Raw genomic sequence first — 18,339 nt, 5'->3', positions numbered from 1 at the left:
AGTTTAAATAGAAAAAACTGAAAGCCTTTTCTATTCTTCTACCATTGATTATACCTCAAGATAGCCTGCTCGGGGAGTGACTTTGAAAGCGTCAGCCAATTTTTTCAGATTTTCATCTGTAATGGTTTGTAAAATTGGGCCTTGCGCTTTGACATAGGTGTACACTTCCGCAGCTTTCTCTGCCGTTTCAATCAAGCCAAAGACTTCGTCCATATCTTTGCCAGCGCCATAGATCCCATGTTGTGGCCAAAGAACCAAACGGGTCTCTTTCATTTTAGCAGCCGTTGCTTCGCCGATCTCATTCGTTCCTGGGACCATCCAAGGAATGATGGAAACACCTTCTGGGAAGACCACCAAGCACTCCGTACACATTTGCCACAAGGTCCGCGTGAAACTGCGTTCATCCAACTCATGGGTAAAACTCATGGCTAAAAGATGCGATGCGTGGTTATGCATGATGATTCGGTTTTCTGGATCGACCGACAAGCGTGCGATATGACTCATGAAATGACTTGGCAGTTCACTCGTTGGCACCGCACCATTTTCCAAGCCCCAAAGCAATTCCAATGTTTGCCCATCTTCTTTGACTCGGATCACACCAAGGTTTTCCGCTGGATGTGCCGCTACATTTTTAAAGTATTTTCCTGAACCTGTCACGATAAAGTACTTGCTAGCTAGTGCCGTGGCATCAAAAATCATGGGAATTTCCCGCAAGACGCTTTGCGGATCGATGAAAGGCAAGATCTCTTCTTCTGTTAATAAGTAAGAAATATTGCCGCCGTTGCGCTCATCCCACCCTAAACGGTAAAGATTTGCTGTCGTTTCCATCATTTCTTGTACAAAATTCGCTTGTAAAATATCAATCTTTTTCATCGTTCTCCTACTTTCTGGCTTTTAAGACGGTTTCTTCATAGGCTTTCACTTCTGATAGCCAATCCAGACCTGCTGGTACCCCTTGGCTTTCACAGAAGTAATTCCAAACATCTGCATACGGATAGTCTTTTAATTCTTCCGTCATGGCTAAACGAGTGGTGAAATCACCTGATAATTCGATTGCTTTTAGTTGTTCGATCGGTTCTAGCATCGCTTTTAGCAACGATTTTTGAGTATTGCGCGTCCCAATCACCCACGCAGCGACCCGATTGATCGTCGCATCAAAGAAATCTAACCCAATGTTGGTTTTTGGCAATAAGTCATTGCGAACCAATTCGCGGCCAATCTCTTGCAATTCATCGTCCATGATCACGACATGATCACTATCCCAGCGTACAGGACGGCTGACATGCAGCAAAATGCCTTTGCTGAATAGTGCCAATGAAGACAATTTATTGGAGATCACTTCGGTTGGATGGAAATGTCCAGCATCCAAACAAATCAATTTATCGCGCGTCAAGCCATAGCCCATATAAAATTCATGAGAGCCGACGGTGTAGGCTTCGGCACCAAGACCAAACAACTTGCTTTCCACGGCATCTACCGTGTATTCCGCTGGCAATTCTTCAGCAAAAATCTCGTCTAATGCTGTCATCAAGCGTTCCCGTGGTGTAAAACGATCGATTGGGTTGTCTTTGTAGCCATCTGGCACCCAGAAATTATTGACACAGACTTGCCCAGTTTCTTTCCCCATGTAGGCAGCGATTTGACGCGAACGTTTGCCGTGTTCGATCCAGAACTGACGAACTTCTTCATCTGGTGAAGCAAGGGTAAAGCCATCTTTGAACATGGGATGTGAGAAAAAGGTTGGATTGAAGTCTAAACCTAAGCCTTGTTCCTTCGCCCAAGCAACCCATTTTTCAAAATGCTTCGGCTCCAATTCATTTAGATCCACTGCTTCCTCGGTGTCTAAATAGATGGCGTGAAGGTTCAATTTGTGTTTTCCAGGAATCAAAGAGTAGGCTTTTTCTAAATCTTGGCGCAACTCCTCTGGGGTATGGGCAGCACCAGGATAATTCCCCGTTACAGAGATCCCACCAGATAATGCTTCATCACTCAAAAATCCTTGGACATCGTCCCCTTGCCAAACATGCATCGAGATTTTCACATCGGCTAATTTTTTCAAAACCGCATCCGTGTCGACGCCTAATTTGGCATATGCTGTCTTAGCTTCTTCATAACGCTGTTGAATCGTTGTCATTTTTTTCCTACTCCTTCTATAAAACGTTGATAGTTGCTTAAAATCTTGTGATCAAAAGGCTGTGGTTCATGAACACTGCAAGGAAATGAGTGTTTGACCGCGCGGCGTGCTTCAGCCAGCGACGTGAAGATGCCAGCACTCATCATCTGCATTAAAAGATTACCGATCGCCGTTGCTTCACTTGGGCCGGCTTCGATCGTCAGCTGCGCAGCATCAGCCGTCAGTTGATTTAAAAAGCGATTATTGGAACCGCCCCCCACGATATGCAGTTTTTGCAGCTTGTTCGTCGTACCTGTCAGCTGTTCCAGCTTTTGTAATTCACTGGCATAACAAAGCGCTAAGTTATCATACACACAGCGAGCCAGTTCCCCTGCGGTTTCTGGAACTTTCTGCCGGGTTTCTCGACAATACGTTTGCAGTTCCGTAATCATGTTTTCTGGATTCAAAAAGCGAGGATCATTGACATCGACAAACTGTTGAAAAGCAGGCGTTGCTTGCGCCAATTCCGCCAATTCTGCATAGGAATACTGATAGTCTTGCTGCCGAGCCACTTCTTGGATCAGCCACATGCCCATAATATTTTTTAAAAAGCGAATCGTGTTGTGGGCACCCCATTCGTTCGTATAATTTTCATCAAAGGCGGCAAGGGAAACATTGGGTACTTTGGTTTCGATCCCCAGCAATGACCAAGTCCCGCTGCTGATGTAGCCCCAATCTGACCCCTCTCCAGGTGTACCGATGATCGCCGACGCCGTATCATGACTAGCGACAGTGACAAAGGTCGCTTGTGGCAAATCATAGGCTGGAAACTTCTGTGTTTGCAGTGCGCCTAAAACCGTCCCAGCATCAACCAATGGTGGGAATAGTCCTTCTGTTATACCAATCTCAGCTAACAATTCTGCATCCCATGTTTGAGTGTTGGCATTTAGAAGCTGCATCGTCGAGGCATTGGTTTTTTCCGTGACCATCTTGCCAGTAAAAACGTAGCCCAAGTAGTCTGGAATCAGCAGCAGCTTGTCGGCTTTTTGCAGCAGTTGCACTTCTTCTGCGGCTAACTGAAAAATCGTGTTGAAGGGCTGCAGCTGAATGCCTGTTTTCTCATACAGTTTTTGCAAAGAATAGCGCTGACCAAAAGCTGCGATCGCATCATTGGTGCGACTATCTCGATAAGCGACTGGGTCGCCTAAACGTTCGCCTGCTTGATCGATCAAACAGTAATCCACTGCCCAGGTGTCGATTCCGACGAAGCAGTCATTGATACCGGCTTGTTTCACTTTTTGCAGTCCTACTAAAATCTCTTGGATCAAATAATCGATCGCCCAACGGTCAAAGCCTTCATGAGGACGAAAGCCGTTTTTAAAGCGATGGATCTCTTCTAAAGTGATCTGCTCATTTTCCCAACGGCTCAACATCAGACGACCGCTTGATGCGCCGATATCGATTGCGATAAATGTGTTCACTGGTCTCCAACTTTCATTATCTTGATTAAAAATAAATCGATTACAATTTACTGATTCATTCTTGTTCCCTCAATTTTAGCTTGACAATCAACGAGTTTCATCACACAATTTTGATAAAGACTTGCACAATCTTGGTAAAAAGGAGGATCCGATGGATTACTGGGAAAAAGCCAACCACTCATGGTCAACCGATTCACTGCGTTACATCAATACTTCAACCCAAAAGCAGCGTGAACTTTTCTATTACATTCAAGAAATCGGCTATTTCAAAGCCAGCAAACCTTACTTTACAGAACGAGAAAACCTGCCTTCTTATTTGATCAAATATACATTGTCCGGTTGCGGTGAATTGCGCTACAAAGGAAAAAGCTATCAATTAAAAGCAGGTGATGTGTTTTTTATCGACTGTCTAGACTATCAGTACTACCGCACCGTTAGTCAAGAGCCCTGGGAAATGGACTGGATCCATCTATATGGCGCCAACGTCGCAGCGTTTTATGAGGAATTCCTCAAAAATGGCAGTCCAGTTTTTCACACCAATCCTGCCAGCAGTCGTCAAAATCCGATCCATTTGGTCTTACAAGATTTATTGATGTTACAGCCAGAACCAAATGCGAAAACTGCCTTCCAAAGCTCTGTTTTGATCCATCAGCTGCTCAATGAACTGCTCCTGCAAAAATATCATCTCGACTTTTCGGATAGTGAAATTCCGCCTTATATTTTGCAGATTCGTGACCAGCTAGAAGAAGATTTCCGTCAAGGGATCACCTTGGAATCTTTGGAGGAAAGGTATCATATCAATAAGTATCAAATCGTCAAGGAGTTTTCCAAATATATGGGCTTGCCCCCCATCGAGTACCAGATTAGCAAACGCATCTCTTATTCGAAAGACCTTTTGCGCTATTCTCGGCTTTCCATCAAAGAGATCTCATTGGCGATCGGCATCGAAAACACCGCCTATTTCAGCCGTTTATTCAAGAAAAAAGTCGGCATTTCACCTAGTGATTATCGACAGACGGAGAATGGACGGTAAAAAAGGGGGCGTGACATAAGTTAACTAGTTACGCTCTCCAAAATATAAGGAGCACTCGAAAATCATGTGATTTTTCGAGTGCTCCTTGTTTTTTTTATTCATTTTGGGTAGTTCAAGTATCTATTTTTGTCAATTTCATCATATTGATTGCCGTAATGAGTAAACCCGTCTGTTTTCTGACTTTTTCTAAGCCCCGAACCGTGTATCGAGTGAAACCCAAACAAGCCTTCATAAATCCGAAGACTGTTTCCACGTCGATCTTTCTCCGACCATATATTTTTTGAATTTCAGGCGTTGATAAGCGCTCTTTTTGTTTTTCTTTATGGTATTCCCAAGACGGATTTACAGTGATCTTTCTGCGATTCCCCTTTGGGGTTAAGGTTTCAGGAATGAGCGCTTGGTTCGCATCCGTTTTTTCTGCTTGGTATTCTTTAAAATCTCGGACAAAGCCATCCGCATCTGTTCGTTGACGGTAAGCATGAAAATTGAATCGTACCCCTTTGGGGTCGATGTAAAAGTCCTCCTTAGGCTCATAATTCCAATTCATTACTTTCCGATCATCTGTCTGCCATTTCTTGCTTTGTTCTTTAAACATCGTTCCATAAGGAATCAGTGCAGTATGCTGGGGAAGTTCATCTTCTATATAGCGGTAATTGCTTTCTGAACCATAGCCTGCATCGGCGACCAAATAATGAGGGGACTTTTGTGCAATCTTCATCTTTTCCAGTAATGGTTTCAGTGTCTTAGTGTCTGTTGGGTTTTGAAAGACATCGTAGCCGAGTACAAATTGATTACAAGTAGCGATCTGCAGGTTATACGCAGGCTTAAGTTGGCCATTTTTCATAGGGTCTTCTTTTACGCGCATGAATGTCGCATCATGATCAGTTTTTGAATAACTGTTTCTTGTCCCATAAGTAGAAAACTGCGTTTGATGTTCCAGAACTTTTTCTCGTTTTGTATTTAATTTGCGTACTTGGCTTTTCAACGTTCGCCGTTGTTGTTTCGCTGGATTTGGCGAAAGACGTTTCGTTGCCTCAACTTCTTTTTCTAGTTCTTCCAGACGTAGTTCCATCCGTGTTAACAGTTCATCTATCATGTCTACTGTCAAGGTCGTCCCTTCGGGAATCTGTTTCAGGGCATACGCTTCTCTTAGTTCCGTCATCATAGTAAGCAGTTTTTCGCGATTCATTTGATCGAATCGGATCGTGTTTTTCTTCCAGACAAAGCTGTACTTATTCGCATCTGCCAAGATTTTTGTACCGTCAATAAACAACGCATCATCAATCAGATTCCGTGCACGCAGATACTCTGTCAACTGATCTAAGCCTTTATTGGTCAACTCCTGCACATCGTTAGATACACAAAAACGGGCGATCGTTCGATAAGTTGGAACCCGTTCTTGCGTCAACCAGCGAGCATATAGGTTTTCTTCAGCTAAGCGTTCAATCTTGCGACTTGTAAAGGTTTCTCGCGTATACGCAAAAAGAACCAACTTCATCATGGCACCTAAATCATATTCTCTTGGTCGACCAAAAAGATAGGGGTCATTAATCTGAAGCGCTTCGACCAGTTCATGGATAAAAACGGCGACATGATTTTCTTTTGGAGAAAATGAAGTAGATAGATCCAAAGTGAGTTGATTCATGTTATAATTAGTATACATTTTGTTTAGTCCTTTCAGGATTAAATGATGGGGCATTGGCGGCAACCGGTGCTCCTTTTTATTTTACCCAAAAAACCGCAAGAAATGAACGATTTCTCGTCATTTCTTGCGGTTTTCTTCTATGGACTTATGTCACAGTCCCTTTTTGCATTGAATCTAACGTTTTAGTTGGCAACAATAAGAGACTCTTTTTCATTCATGATCTTCTCGAATGCTGACGCATTCGTTACCACAACTGGCGTAATGGTCGCATATCCCTCAGCTTGGATAGCTGCGAGATCGGCTTTTATCACCGGCTGACCCTTTTTGATTGCTTGATTTGCTTCAACAAGGGTCGTAAAGTGTTTTCCTTCTAATTCTACGGTGTCAACACCGATATGGATCAAAAGTTCAACGCCTTGATCACTGGTCAAGCCGATCGCATGCTTTGTCGGAAATAAAGCAGTGACCATGCCATCAAAAGGGGCATAAAAGGTATTTGATTGCGGTTTGACAGCTTTACCTTGCCCCATCAAGCCTTCTGAAAAAACTTTATCAGGAACCTCTGTTAAGGGAACGACTTCTCCCTGAACGACTTCTTGAAAATTAATTTTGGTATCCACGGACTCTTTTGATTTGACTGCTTTCCTTTTTTCAGGTTCTATAATTCCCCAAAAATAGGTGATTAGAAATGCCGCAACAAGCCCTACTGCCTGCGAAGCGATCCCACCATAAAATCCACCATCGATTCCTGCTGGATTGATGATCAAAGGAATACCTAATAATCCTGAACCACCAAAAGAATACTGCACTGTCTGCGTAAAGCCTGCAATAACCCCACCTAAACTTCCACCGATGACAGCAGCGATCAACGGACGTTTATAAGGAAGTAATACTCCGTACAATGCTGGTTCGCTGACACCAATCAGGGTTGTCAGACCTGTTGAGTATGCGAGTGCTTTCGTTTTATCATTTTTCGTTCGTAGACCAACCGCTACGACAGCACCAGCCATTGCCATTTGGTTCGCTAAGAGCAGACCCATCACAGGATCGAATCCTTGCATCGCCATGTTGTTAAGAAAAATTGGAATGAATGCCCAATGCAATCCGAACATGACCATCAAGATCCATGGTCCCCCAATCACCAGCCCGCCCAAAACCGGACTAAAGTGATAAACATTATTAACAAGCGTTGCCAGTAGACTGGATAAGTTGGATATAATTGGACCAACGACCAGCAAGGCAAGGGGGACAGAAACTAGTAACACGATAAGAGGCTGTACCATGAATCGCAAATCTTTCAACGGCCAATTCTGAACGAAGCCATTGATTTTAGCTGCCACCCAGACAGCAATGATTGCCGGAAAAACGGAAGAAGTATAGTCCATCATATTCACGGGAATCGACAAAAAGGTCAAACTACCTTCTGTCGCATACGGCAGCAAAGTAGGATAGATCAATGATGCCCCAATCAACATTCCGACATAGCTGTTTAATTTAAAATAATTTGCCGCCGAAGCACCTAATAAGATTGGCATGAAGTAAAAGAAAGCATTAGACAATGCATACAAAACGATATAGGTTCCCGATGTTTCTGACAAAATACCTGCTACTGATAAAATCGTCAAGATTCCTTTGATCGTTCCTGACGCAGCCATCGCGCCTAATGCTGGCGTGAAAATCCCTGAAATTGTGGTGGTAAATTGATCAAAAAGAGACTTTTTTGTTTTTTCACGAGTATTGTCCTCTTTTAGTTCGCCAACTTGTTGCAAGACCGTATCATAGACATCGTTCACGCGATTTCCTAAGACGATCTGGTACTGTCCGCCCTGTTCAACGACTGAAATCACTCCGTCAAGACTAGCAATCGTCTCCTTATTTGGGATATCGGTATCATGCAATACAAAGCGCAGACGTGTGACGCAATGGGTTACCGATTCGACATTGGCTTTTCCACCAATTTCCTTCAAAATATCTGTTGCCAACTGCTGGTTGTTCATTTTTGCTCCTCCTCAATAAAAAGTTTGATTTCGCCAGTGATCCCCAAAGGCTCGAGCAGGACAAATTGCGAAAGATAATCCCTCATACTGCGACCTAAACTATTGATCACTTCAATCTGGATGGAATTATTCGTTTCTTGAAGCAGGTCCGTCAACTCAAATGTATACGGTGTACTGATTCTTGTGCCTACACAATGACCGTTGACTGAAACAGTCACAACTTCTGAAGCATCTTCAATACTTAATAAAACTTCTCCTACTGCTTTAGGGAAGTCCACGGTATAAGTGATTTCCCCGCTAAACCGACTGAAGTCATCACCGACCCCCAGTAAAGGCAGTGACGAATATTGTTTTTGACAGGCAACTGCTGCTTGCTCTTTCCCGATTCCTTCGAAAGTGACTTGCCATGGCTGATCGTTTAGATGAACTTCTTTCATTGGTTTGCTTCTTTCAATACGCAATGTTTGTTCCGAGGTAGCTTCAAAAAGAATCAGACTCTCTGCTGGTGCTAAATGAATCTCATAGCTGCCATTTTTATATGACACAGGTTTCAGTTTATTTTCTACTGGATCATATTGAACTAAAGGCTTCTCAGCAGGAAAAACAGCCTGAAACTGCAGCGATTCACTGTCATTTTCATTGAAAAGCATGAATACCTCATCTGTCTGCTGCTGATAATGATAGTACCGCAAATACGGCAGAGCTTTTGACGTTTCTAAACGATCCCGTACCTTCAAGCCAGCATTATCAGTAAGTGCTGTGAGCGGCGTTACTTCTGTCAGACGATCGAGAAGCCGCAGCTCATGGCTAAGCAGAGTTTCTTCAAGGGATTCTTTCACCATCTCCTCAATAAAAATAATTTGAATACCAGATTCTGCGAGAGCTGTCAGCTTTTTGATCAATGGGTCAGACATTCGCTCAGCATATGGAATGACTAGTGTTTGAAAGGCATGCTCATTGATGACAAACGTTTGATTCGTATATTGCGCATCAAGCATCATCTCAACTGAAACGATTTCAAATTCGTATTGATGTTCCATCAGTTCACGAGCAACTTTTTGAATCGGCATATAAGCGCCTGCCCACTCCGCTTCAGCATGGTACAGCACGGCAATGTCCGCTTGATGTTTCCCGTCACTAAATAGATAACTCAGACGATTCATATATGTCATCAGCTGTTTGAAGCCCTCAAATTGTGGATTATGGCCTTGCGCATAAAAATGCGGTGGACAATCGGCATCAGGAAAGTCATTCATTGAAAAGGCATGAGGGACAAAATGATTGACCCCTCGCACCAGCATGTGATCGGTTAGCCATTTCATCAGTTTGGTTCCTTCTGACCAACCATATGCGCCGAATACTTCGCACATCGTTCGACCTTGTTTCACAGGGTCTAAGTTTCCTAAAGACGCCCCCATTTTCCCTAATGCGTAATGGAAAAATTCGCCATCCCAGCCAGTAGATGTCATGGCTTCAAAGTATCCGTCATTTTGTTGCGGCATCAATTGATGCAAAACGACATCGATTCCTGCCATCGATTGACCTTTCATCGATTGAAAGAAGTGACCCGACCCATAACCTAAACGTGCATGGGCATTGTTATCCTCAATCACATGTCCGATATAGTCGACTTTATGTTCACGACACCAACGTCCGATCCGCTGAGAAAAATGTTGACTATATAGCTCAGAAACCAACGACATATAATTGTAACGAATCTTAGCCGCCTGTTTTGATTCACCACGATAGAGAGCCGGCAACAGCCCTCGCAGCTCAGTTTCAGATATTGCTAACTGGTTTGCTAACAAAGTCAACAAATCATGCCTCCACGGCAATGGCATATCTTTTTTTCCAAGGACTGCATCAGGACCCTTGATATTCCCAAACCGCGGTTCATCTGAGAAAAATCCTTGAATCGTTGTGCCAAATTTCTCTCCAAAGTGTCGATAATGACTTTGATAAACTGTTTCCAGCAAAATATCTGTTGCTTCTGGTACCAAAGGATTCAAGTACCCTTGTGTCGAAGCTTCCCCTCCTTCTTGTGTCGTGTAAAAGACAAAGATACTCCACTCTCCTTCAGGAATAGACCAATACAATGTCTCATCAATAATTGAGTCTGTAAGGTCGATCCAGTTCTCCTCGCTGATCTGCTTAAATCCAGTTTTCTTGACCGCAACGGCGCTGATGATTTCAGCTGAAAAAAATGATTTGCCACTCTCCTTAACCGTTTCACCTTCTGAATTCAAAATATTCGGTCGTTCTGCATTGAAACACCAATCCAGCATAATTCCAGCATTCTTTTTGGGACCTACAAAATCAAATTGTCGGAAATTCAAAAATTCTTTCTGCAAATGTCGATGATTCTTTTCAATTTCCCCTGCGGCATAGCCTGTTGGAAAGTGTTTGTCATCCAAAATCCAAAGTGTCATCTGTCTTTTTTCACACTCTTCAATGATGATCGCCAACTCATCCCACCATTGCGCTTTCAAAAATTCTTCATGGGGGCGTGATTCGATGCAGACAGATCGGATGCCTGCTTCATAAATTTTACTGATGTAAGTTTGAATCGTTTCCTTATCTTCTCCATGCATCCATAAAAAAGGAAAAATATGATTATCATATTTTTCGTTCAATAAATTCGTTATCTTTTTCATACAAACTCCTCTTTCTTTCTCATTCAACTTCATTTAAAATCATAATAAATACGCTTACAAATTTATCATAAGCAATTCTTTAGCTTGAAACAATGTCATACACTTTGCAGATAATTATCATATTTTTAGATTTACGAAAGGAGGAGATCGTAATGACAACCGAAGAAATGGAAGCAAAACTTTTTCAGTTATCTGAACGAGAATGCTATCACAGAGACCATCCAAATCACCTTTCTGACTATTATCAACAGCTGGAAAAACTGACGATCAATGGCCGACAAGTTTACTTATTCGATAATCTGATGGAAGAACAAGAAAACTTTACTCTGGTAAAGCAAAGCCGCTTCAGTCCAGTTCCTTATCATAACCACAGTTTTATCGAATTAAATTATATCTACTCAGGAACATGCACCCAATTGATCGATGATCAGAAAGTTACGCTGACAAAAGGACAAATCTGTCTGATTGATACTGGAATTCCCCATTCGATTGAAATGACCGGTGAAAAAGATGTCTTGATCAATCTTTTGATCAAGCGGGATTATTTCGCTCAATTGATTAGTCGGGAACAGTTTAATGAAGGGGTCGTGCTTGATTTTGTTCTGACTGCATTGTCAGACAAGCACGCGCATGACCAATATATTGTCTTTAAGAACAATAAAGATGATCGGATCCATGCTGTGATTCAAGAAATGATGAAAGAAACTTATGAAAAAGCCATTGGCAGTAAACGAATCATCAGCAATCTGATCGCCATTCTTTTCACTTTTCTCGTGCGCGAGTTCGACTATCAGACCAACAAGCAAGAAGCGGCAAAAAAACAGCATATCCTAGCGATCTTGACCTATATCGAAGAGAATTTTCAAACCGTTACCTTACCAAAACTCGCCACCCTTTTTAACTATTCTCCTTCCTATCTAAGTGTATTGATCAAACGAGAAACTAGTAAAAATTTGACCGAATTGATTATCGAAAAAAAATTGAATCTCGCCCACAACTTAATTGCTTCTTCCACCAAACCAATCACCCAATGTGCGGCTGAAGCAGGATTCACCAATATCACTTTTTTCTATAAAAAATACAAAATTTATTATGGGCATACACCGAAAAAGAAGAAATGATCCTATTACGCTACTTGCAAAAAAAGAAGCCGAGAAATGTTCCTTCTCGGCTTCTTTCTATTCTTTATTTCTTAACGCCCCAACACCTCCGCCACCGAATAAACGCCTGGGGCAAAGGTCTTGCCTGTTAGCTTCTTCGTCATGGCATTAAAGGTATAGTGCTCTTCTAAGACGACGACTTCATCGTATTGCTTTAATAGCGTGCGAAATTCAGCATCGGATAAGAGGAAATTCTCTCGGCCATCGACATTGGGTGAAAACAAGTAATATTTGCCGACATAGCCAACTAAGTAGCTATCTACTGCTTCTTTGTTAGTACTGACCACCAAATATTTTTTCTCGTTTAGGTCAAAGTGATCGCCAGTAACGGCTGAAACTTGTGCTGGAATCGAAGCAGCATATTCACGATTGGTATAACGCATGCCATTATTTTCTGAAAGGATCAGCAATGTCGCAAAAAATAACAGAATCAAGGTGCTGTATTGATAGATTTTTTTCGTGGTCAAGCTGGCAAAACTACGGTAGTTTCGCCGGTCGATTGCTTGTTCATGATACAAATGATCAATGCCCCGGACCATGAAAAAGGTCATTAATCCAAGTGCTAAAATCACGATACTTGAGGCATAGCGATCGAACCCTGCCAAAGACAATGCTTCATCAGTGGGCATTGAGAACAAGAACATGGCATAGATTCCTAAATAATACCCCCCAATGATACCATCGATCAATAGCAGTTCTTTTAAAAATGGATTGCGTTTTTTCATGATAAATCGGACAAATAGCCAACTGCCCAAAAGAATGACCTGGATCAAGAGAATCCCTTGCGTGGAGATCGTCGCAACATCCGTGATGGTTTTGACAAAAACATCCGTAATCTGCTGCAGTATCTGAGAATCCTTTTCGCCAAAAATCTGTTTATAAGCGGTCACGCTGACTTCATGCTTCGATTTAGGAAAATTCGCTTTGACATGCAGGTTCCAAAGAATCGCCGGCAGGACAGATAGCCCAATGGCAGCTAATCCTACAATCATCATTCCCAGCCGTTGCCGCCAACGAACTGATGCCTGCCACAAGCAGACTAGTAAATAGCCGCCTAAAATCAGCAGAAAAAAGACGGCGCTATTTTTGACCAAATCAAGAGAGGCGCCAATCAAAAGAAAGAAACCGATCGACGGTAGTACGTTGCCTTTTAAAGCGAATAAGCCAGCGATGCCAGCTAAAGTCAACACTGGCAGGATAAAGTCCACTAACAAATTATTCATTCGAATCGCAATATTAAAATAATTGAAAACCGCCATACTGGTGAAGATCAGGGCAAAAGCCAGCTTTCTTTTCGGATCACGAATAATCGCAAAGAAACTATACAGACTACAGAAAATCAAAATCAATTGACCAATCAGCAAGACATTCTCATGATAGCCAACAATGATCGCTGTATAAGTAACAAACAGCGAGCTGCCTAAAGGATAGGAAGTAAAACTGATGATGGCATCGGCTGCCGTTGGCAATTGTCCCTGCGTATAAAGGAATTTAACGATCGTCGCCCAATGGGAGAAGTTGTCATAGTGGGTCAAATGACTGTGAAGCAAGGTTAAAACGAACAAAGCAAAATAGCCGTAAAACCACAGCAGGATGGGCTCTTGCAAGCCCCAACGTACCTGATGGCGCTCCTGCCAAAAACGCCAAACGCATAATAGTAAACCAAGACCAAATAAAACCCATGCCCCCCGGATCAACCATCCTTTTGGACCATATGCGACAAAGGAAAGAACGAGGATCGGCAAACAGCAAGCAGCGATCCAGCTGATGTATTTGGGAAAATGGCAAAATCGTACAAAAAGATAGGCATAGCCAGCTAATGATAAACCAAAAAGACTAAATCGCAGCAGGATCTCGATCATCATCTTCCTCCTTTCTCAGCAAGCTGTCTACCCATTCTTGAAAGGCTGCTGTAAAACGCAGCTCGGAAAGATTGCTTACTTGATAAATCACTTGATTTTCTGTTGGTTGAAGCGTTGCTTTTTCAGCGTGAAGCACAAGATTACTGATCGGCAAGGTTAGACGGGCAGGCATCTCGACTTCTTCTGTTTTTACCAACGTGAGCTGGTCAAAACCAAATGTTGTGACCGTATAGGCTCCTTCTTCAAAGACCCATTCTTGATCAATCGATAGGACAGGCACTCGCTGAGGCGGCAATGGCTTTTCTTTGGCTTGCAGCAGATGCTTACCGAGATTTTCAAAAAGACTGTCAAAGAAGGTCATCCACGGGTCACGCAGAACTGGCAGGCTTTGATTGAAGCCATCATAAATGATCTGCAAATAAGCTAAGTAGTCTTTTTCTGATAATTGGTGTAAAGCAACCCCATAGACCCAGCGATCCTTGCCTGAAAAAACGCGGACGACGTTTCCCGTCATCTCTGCTTGGTAGCCATTACGGGTGATTTTAAACGTCAGCTGCGCATCTGGCGGAAAATAAAGAGGAACGTCAGAAACAAAGGACAAGCCGTTTTCTGAGATATTTTCTGTCATCAAAGAATAGCTGGCGTCTTGGTCGGAAACTTCAACAGGATAATGGGCTCTGAACCGTTCCGTCGTTCGGTAAATCGGGCGACCGAGATAAAATAAGACCGCAAAGGTTAAGTTAAAGAAATGGGTCAGCAACCAGAAAGTCAACACGCTGCCATAGAAAATCTCTGAGCCGAATTTGCCGTAATTAAACTTCACTAAGCCGATAATCGTCAAAATCAACAGCAACAAATGCGGCACCACAAACAACAAGTCTTTTTTAGACTGAGTTGCTGCTTTATTGGTCACTTTGAAACGGGTCTCTTTGATGCCAATGGCTTGTAAAAAGACAGGAATCACTAGGTAAGGTGCAAAAATCGTTTCCTGGATCTCGCCCCAGCGCTGCGTTCGAATATCACTGCTCAAATCCTGCATCGCCAAATGCAAGAACGTATAGCTTGGCAGCCAAAACAGCAGCAAGACCCAAAAGTTGGTCTCTACGACCCTTACATTAAAGACGGTGTACAAAATCGGCGCGAAAATAAACAGTAACCGACGTAAAAACGACCACCAATACAAATAACTGTTTAAGAAAACCATTTTTTGCGCCAAAGACAACGTCTTGTTCTTAAAAAGATGGAGATTGTGGACACTTTGGACCACTCCTCTTCCCCAGCGAATCCGCTGCTTTAAGGCACTTGGGATATCAATGGGAGACAGACCGCTGGCCATGGGCTGCAGTGTTGATAAACTGCGATAACCTTGGCAATTGATCAAGGCGCCTAATTCAAAATCCTCCGTGATCGTGTCCGTCGGAAATCCGCCAGCGGCTTCGATCGCTTCTCGTGCGATCACCGTATTGGATCCTGTATAAATAGCTGTATCATGGGCGTTGTTCAAAACATTGACTTCTCTGGAAAAGAAGTCCTGCTCGTTAGGGATCGCCGCTTCTGAAAAAAGATTGTACTGAAAAAGATCCGCATTGTAAAAGCTTTGCGGTGTTTGGACAAAGCCCAACGGTTTGATGGTCTGATCTTTGCGGCGTTCCTGCTGATTTGCCACAAAATATGGCACTGTTTCCAGCAAAAAATCTGAGTAAGGGATCATATCTGCATCAAAGGTCGCCACTAGCGGCGAATTGGTTTTTGACAATGCATGATTGAGATTGCCTGACTTGGCATGCTGATTGCCTGTCAATCCGATATAGCCGATGCCAAATTTATCTGCCAGTGCTTTGACCTCTGGACGGTTGGTGTCATCTGACAAGTAGATGTGAACTTTTTTGGGATCGGGGTATTTCATATGAACTGCCGCATTGACTGTTTTTAATAAAAGCGGCACTTCTTCATTATGGGTAGCAATCAACACATCGATCGCTGGATAGTCGGCTTCTGGCACGATCGGTTTTTCAAAAGGCTTTGCTTTGTTTTTGTTCCAAATCAACAGCAAGCCCGTAAAGTTCGATACGATCTCACTGCCCCAAAGCAGCAAACCAAACAGCAGGGCAAACCAAGACTCGTGCCATGGCAATGTATACAGCCCCCGCCATGATAAATAGATCAGCGAAAAGACAAACGCCAGAAAGTAAACGACTTTTTTCGCCCAAGGCAAACGTTTTTGTTCCACCTCAATCACTCCTTAAAGATGACATTTTTTTGCACATGGTAACTAAAGAAAAAGAGCAGGCAATCGACGCCTATTTTTAACAACACAGAATCCCCGATCGGCAGGATCAAATAGATCAGGTAGACGAGGAAAGAGGACAGCAAAATCTGTACGATCACTAATAAAAAATACTGCAGCATACTGTTCTTTGTCCGTTGACCAAAAACAAGCTCACGATTGATGTAGTAATTGACGATCGCTGAAATCAAGCGGGCACCCAACGAAGCGATCACGATGGAGGACAGATCGATGACAGACAAGAAATGGATCAATAACGCATAGGCGATCACATCGACAAAAAAGGAGACCACAGATGAAAACAAATACTTCAAAAAGACGCTATAGATAGCGACGGAATCTGCCAAGACCCGGAAATGTGAAGAGGCATTTTCTTCAATATAGATGGTGGCGATCGGTTGCGAGAGAATCGGCCACCCCCGTTTCTGGGCTTCGATCAGCATCCGCGTTTCATATTCAAAGCGCTCACCTGAGATCGCCAACAAATCTGTCATGAATTTCCGAGGGAAAACCCTTAAGCCCGTCTGCGAATCCTCGATGGCAAGACCAGTCGCTAAACGTAGGATATTTCGGGTCAAAATGTTGCCGAACTTACTCCGCAAGGGCACTTCTTTGCCAAAGGATCGGGTCCCTAAAATAATACTGTCGGGATGGGCTTGGGCCTTTGCTAAGCAAGCCATCATATCGGTATACTCATGCTGCCCATCCGAATCAATGGTCACCATAAATTCAACAGCTGGCTGGTTTGTCAGCACTTCAGTGAGGGCGGTTTTGATGGCTGCGCCTTTTCCAAGATTCTTTGGATGGGTCAAAACCTGACAACCAAACTGCTGTGCCAATGCCGAAAAGACAGGCTGATAAGCAGCCCCACTGCCGTCATCCACGACTAAAATCGGCAGGTGCTGGTTATGCAAACGAATTTTCTCCACCAGAGCCAGCAGTTTGTGGTCAGGTTCTAGCGAAGGAATCACGATTAAACTATTTTCCATATGCGCTCCTCATTTAAGGTAGTATTTTTGAAAATAAAAAAGAAAAGAAGCCAACTCCATCAGTAAAGACAGAGTTGGTCGCGACCGCTGCGCTTGGCTCGATACAATGCTTGATCGGCTCGTTCTTGTGTTTGCTGTAGCAACTCGCCCTTTTGCCGTTGTGCGATCCCAATCGACAACGTGATGCTGACCGAATCGCCTGCATCCAAGATGATTTCTTGGTAACGGATGCGCTTTTGGATTTTTTCGAGGAGATAAGCAGCAGCCTGTGCGTCTCCTTGGATCAAGATCGCAAACTCTTCCCCACCGATGCGATAGACCGGGTTGCTCGCCGTACAGTAGGTCGAAAAAATACGAGCGATTTCTTGCAAAATCACATCCCCAGCACGGTGTCCGTAACGGTCATTGTAATTTTTGAAATGATCGATATCGATCAAAGCGATCGATAAGTCCACCTCGGTCGTGTCTAGGCGTTGGCGGTCATCTTGAAATTTACGGAAGTTGTTCAACTGCGTAAGATCATCGATTTTGACCAATGCCAAAATGCGCTGCATATCATTTACTATCGAGTAAAGGAAAAACGCCAATGTATAGGCGAGAATGCCATAAACTATATAAATTAGGGTCGTTTTTTGAATATCACCCGTCAGATAAAAACCAAAAAGAAAGGAGATAGCGATCAAGTAGGTAATTGATAGGAATAACTCTTGTTTGTCAGTAAATCGCCGTTTGGCCCAGGCATGCAGAAATGTCAGTGTCACTATCAAAAAAAACGTAAGATATAAGTTCAACCAAGACGATTTTGATACTTCAAACAAGAAACGCCCTAACGCTAGATTGACCATCGTCGGTACGGTCACCTTCCACCCCAGATATTTCATGGAAAAAGCGTAAAGCAAAAAGCGCAGGTCAAATCGCGTTTCGTATACGACGTAAGAGAAATTCATCATCAGCATCCCCACCACGGTTTCACAAGCAATCGCAGCTGCGATCTGTTTCGCTTTGAACGTCCCTTGGCCAACGAATCCGTCACTGATTTTGAATAACAAATAAATATTGATGATAATTGCGCCTAAATTTGCGAGTGTATTGACAACCAGCGTATTTGCCATTTCCTG

Annotated in this window: 12 protein-coding genes; 2 read left to right on the top strand and 10 right to left on the bottom strand. The window is 43.1% G+C overall.

The window, feature by feature from the left end; translation table 11 throughout:
* Positions 1 to 48 precede the first annotated feature (48 nt).
* The 3 genes from rhaD to rhaB are packed head-to-tail and all read right to left on the bottom strand — an operon-like array spanning position 49 to position 3,594.
* The gene (rhaD, locus tag A5867_RS05610; protein ID WP_087627063.1) at positions 49 to 873 is read right to left on the bottom strand and encodes a rhamnulose-1-phosphate aldolase; all 825 of its coding nucleotides are present in this window, start codon (positions 871 to 873) and stop codon (positions 49 to 51) included.
* Between the two features lie 7 nt (positions 874 to 880).
* Complete coding sequence (gene rhaA, locus A5867_RS05605) at positions 881 to 2,134, bottom strand: L-rhamnose isomerase (protein WP_087627062.1); 1,254 nt, start codon at positions 2,132 to 2,134, stop codon at positions 881 to 883.
* Entirely contained in the window at positions 2,131 to 3,594 is a 1,464-nt protein-coding gene (gene rhaB, locus A5867_RS05600) for a rhamnulokinase (protein ID WP_087627061.1), read from the bottom strand. The genes rhaA and rhaB overlap by 4 nt, the downstream gene beginning before the upstream one ends.
* A gap of 151 nt (positions 3,595 to 3,745) precedes the next feature.
* Between rhaB and A5867_RS05595 the strand changes: the two genes are divergently transcribed.
* On the top strand, positions 3,746 to 4,627 hold the full coding sequence (locus tag A5867_RS05595; RefSeq protein WP_005225353.1) for an AraC family transcriptional regulator: 882 nt from the start codon (positions 3,746 to 3,748) through the stop codon (positions 4,625 to 4,627).
* Positions 4,628 to 4,739: 112 nt separating this feature from the next.
* On the opposite strand, the gene A5867_RS05590 is transcribed toward A5867_RS05595, so the two are convergent.
* The 3 genes from A5867_RS05590 to A5867_RS05580 form a co-directional block, all read right to left on the bottom strand.
* Positions 4,740 to 6,290, bottom strand: a complete 1,551-nt coding sequence (locus tag A5867_RS05590; protein WP_087628154.1) for an IS1182 family transposase — start codon at positions 6,288 to 6,290, stop codon at positions 4,740 to 4,742.
* A 164-nt stretch (positions 6,291 to 6,454) separates the two neighbouring features.
* Positions 6,455 to 8,269, bottom strand: a complete 1,815-nt coding sequence (locus A5867_RS05585) for a beta-glucoside-specific PTS transporter subunit IIABC (RefSeq protein ID WP_087627060.1) — start codon at positions 8,267 to 8,269, stop codon at positions 6,455 to 6,457.
* Positions 8,266 to 10,923 carry a cadherin-like beta sandwich domain-containing protein gene (locus A5867_RS05580; RefSeq protein WP_249270021.1) on the bottom strand — a complete coding sequence of 886 codons (2,658 nt, stop codon included), beginning with the start codon at positions 10,921 to 10,923 and terminating at the stop codon, positions 8,266 to 8,268. Before A5867_RS05580 ends, A5867_RS05585 begins: the two co-directional genes overlap by 4 nt.
* Before the next feature lie 152 nt (positions 10,924 to 11,075).
* Between A5867_RS05580 and A5867_RS05575 the strand changes: the two genes are divergently transcribed.
* On the top strand, positions 11,076 to 12,044 hold the full coding sequence (locus tag A5867_RS05575; protein WP_087627058.1) for an AraC family transcriptional regulator: 969 nt from the start codon (positions 11,076 to 11,078) through the stop codon (positions 12,042 to 12,044).
* 71 nt (positions 12,045 to 12,115) lie between these two features.
* On the opposite strand, the gene A5867_RS05570 is transcribed toward A5867_RS05575, so the two are convergent.
* From A5867_RS05570 to A5867_RS05555, 4 genes are read right to left on the bottom strand one after another with little or no spacing between them, the layout of a single operon-like run.
* Positions 12,116 to 13,945: a lantibiotic ABC transporter permease gene (locus A5867_RS05570; protein ID WP_087627057.1), complete on the bottom strand. Its 1,830-nt coding sequence runs from the start codon at positions 13,943 to 13,945 to the stop codon at positions 12,116 to 12,118.
* Entirely contained in the window at positions 13,920 to 16,184 is a 2,265-nt protein-coding gene (locus A5867_RS05565) for a glycosyltransferase family 2 protein (RefSeq protein ID WP_087627056.1), read from the bottom strand. The genes A5867_RS05570 and A5867_RS05565 overlap by 26 nt, the downstream gene beginning before the upstream one ends.
* Entirely contained in the window at positions 16,181 to 17,221 is a 1,041-nt protein-coding gene (locus A5867_RS05560; protein ID WP_087627055.1) for a bifunctional glycosyltransferase family 2/GtrA family protein, read from the bottom strand. Before A5867_RS05560 ends, A5867_RS05565 begins: the two co-directional genes overlap by 4 nt.
* A 59-nt stretch (positions 17,222 to 17,280) precedes the next feature.
* Complete coding sequence (locus tag A5867_RS05555) at positions 17,281 to 18,333, bottom strand: GGDEF domain-containing protein (RefSeq protein WP_005225346.1); 1,053 nt, start codon at positions 18,331 to 18,333, stop codon at positions 17,281 to 17,283.
* Between the last annotated feature and the right edge of the window lie 6 nt (positions 18,334 to 18,339).

The organism is Enterococcus sp. 6D12_DIV0197 (assembly GCF_002174385.1).
Classification (GTDB): Bacteria; Bacillota; Bacilli; order Lactobacillales; family Enterococcaceae; genus Enterococcus_D; species Enterococcus_D casseliflavus.
This window is presented reverse-complemented; position numbering and strand designations above follow the sequence as displayed.

Coding starts and splice junctions, on each gene's coding strand:
- rhaA (WP_087627062.1), bottom strand. CDS start 2,134: ATGACAACGATTCAACAGCGTTATGAAGAAGCTAAGACAGCATATGCC.
- A5867_RS05555 (WP_005225346.1), bottom strand. CDS start 18,333: ATGGCAAATACGCTGGTTGTCAATACACTCGCAAATTTAGGCGCAATT.
- rhaD (WP_087627063.1), bottom strand. CDS start 873: ATGAAAAAGATTGATATTTTACAAGCGAATTTTGTACAAGAAATGATG.
- A5867_RS05595 (WP_005225353.1), top strand. CDS start 3,746: ATGGATTACTGGGAAAAAGCCAACCACTCATGGTCAACCGATTCACTG.
- A5867_RS05575 (WP_087627058.1), top strand. CDS start 11,076: ATGACAACCGAAGAAATGGAAGCAAAACTTTTTCAGTTATCTGAACGA.
- A5867_RS05570 (WP_087627057.1), bottom strand. CDS start 13,945: ATGATCGAGATCCTGCTGCGATTTAGTCTTTTTGGTTTATCATTAGCT.
- A5867_RS05560 (WP_087627055.1), bottom strand. CDS start 17,221: ATGGAAAATAGTTTAATCGTGATTCCTTCGCTAGAACCTGACCACAAA.
- A5867_RS05590 (WP_087628154.1), bottom strand. CDS start 6,290: ATGTATACTAATTATAACATGAATCAACTCACTTTGGATCTATCTACT.
- A5867_RS05585 (WP_087627060.1), bottom strand. CDS start 8,269: ATGAACAACCAGCAGTTGGCAACAGATATTTTGAAGGAAATTGGTGGA.
- A5867_RS05580 (WP_249270021.1), bottom strand. CDS start 10,923: ATGAAAAAGATAACGAATTTATTGAACGAAAAATATGATAATCATATT.